The sequence below is a fragment of the Microbacterium nanhaiense genome (assembly GCF_014646015.1).
In the GTDB taxonomy this organism is placed as follows: domain Bacteria; phylum Actinomycetota; class Actinomycetes; order Actinomycetales; family Microbacteriaceae; genus Microbacterium; species Microbacterium nanhaiense.
Genome location: NZ_BMMQ01000023.1, coordinates 1 through 949, shown reverse-complemented (window position 1 = coordinate 949; position 949 = coordinate 1). Strand labels below are relative to the sequence as shown.

The following is a 949-nucleotide window of genomic DNA, read 5'->3' as shown; positions in this document are numbered from 1 at the left end:
GCTAGGCCGTGTTGATCAAGAGGTTTCGCTCCCGGCTCGGTGAGTCTTAAGCGGTGACGCGACAGGAGATCTCTGACGAGGTGTGGGCCGTGATGGAGCCGTTGATGCCGACGGCGTCCGGGAGGTCGAGGCCGTGGGCGGATCATCGGTTGGCTGTCGAGGGGATGGCGTGGAAGTACCGCACCGGGGCTCCGTGGCGGGATGTGCCGGACCGGTTCGGGAAGTGGAACTCGATCTACAAGCGGTTCAACCGTTGGGCCGTGGACGGCACCTGGGAGAAGCTGCTGGCCGAGGTGCAGAAGCGGGCCGACGCCGCGGGGAAGATCGACTGGGTCGTCTCGATCGACTCCACGATCGCTCGTGTGCATCAGCACGGCGCGACCCTGAAGCGGGACACAGGGGGCTCTGCCGAATCACAAGAATCCGTGGTTCGAGCCGCCTGATCACGGGATCGGACGCTCCCGTGGCGGGCTGACGACCAAGCTGCACCTGGTCTGCGACGGTCGCGGCCGGCCGCTGGGGATGATGATCACCGGCGGAAACATCAACGACACCACGATGATGACCGCAGTACTCGAGGACATCCGCGTCCCCCGCGACGGGAAGGGCAGGCCACGGACCCGCCCGGACCGGGTGCTCGCCGACAAGGGGTACCCGTCGAAGGCGAACCGTGCTTGGCTCCGCGACCGCGGTATCGCGGCGACCATCCCGGAGCGTGATGACCAGGTCGCGCACCGCCGCAAGAAGCCGGGCCGGCCGATCGACTTCGGCGAACAGCAGAAGGAACGCTACAAGGGCCGCAACGTCGTCGAGCGCTGCTTCAACCGGCTCAAGCAGTGGCGCGGCATCGCGATGCGCTCCGACAAGCTCCTCCGCAGCTACCGAGCCGCCGTCAGCCTCGCCGCGACGCTCATCTGGATCAAATCAGACTTGATCAACACGGCCTAGG

Annotated in this window: 1 pseudogene; it reads left to right on the top strand. The window is 66.5% G+C overall.

Going from position 1 to position 949, the window contains the following annotated elements:
- Positions 1-92: 92 nt before the first annotated feature.
- Positions 93-948: pseudogene (locus IEX05_RS15140) on the top strand (IS5 family transposase).
- Position 949 lies beyond the last annotated feature (1 nt).